The organism is Variovorax sp. 10L426 (genome assembly GCF_056395305.1).
Map to the genome: position 1 here is coordinate 1 of NZ_JBFTJF010000163.1, position 318 is coordinate 318.

Sequence of the window (318 nt, forward strand, 5' to 3'; positions counted from 1 at the left end):
GGCCGCTGACCCATGCCCATCACAGATGCCAGCAATTTCGTCTTCTTCCAGCTGATCAACGACTACCTCCGCGACGAGATCAATACCTTCCAGTGGAACCTGCTGACGAGCATGGCGCAGTTCGTCGGCGCGATCGGGCTGATTCTGCTGACGGTGTGGATCCTGTTCCAGGGATACCGCATCGTCACCGGCCGAACGCAACAGCCCATGATGGCGTTGGTGGGCGATGCGCTCAAGGCCACGCTCATCATCGGCATCGCCACCGGCGCGGCCAGCGTGTCCTCTTCTCTGTACTGGACGCTCACTGACGGTACCGCC

1 protein-coding gene is annotated in these 318 nt (G+C 61.3%); it reads left to right on the plus strand.

The features are described 5' to 3' along the window. Positions 1-12 precede the first annotated feature (12 nt). A partial coding sequence (locus tag AC1DHL_RS30270) for a type IV secretion system protein (protein ID WP_478164402.1) occupies positions 13-318 on the plus strand: 306 nt, incomplete at its 3' end.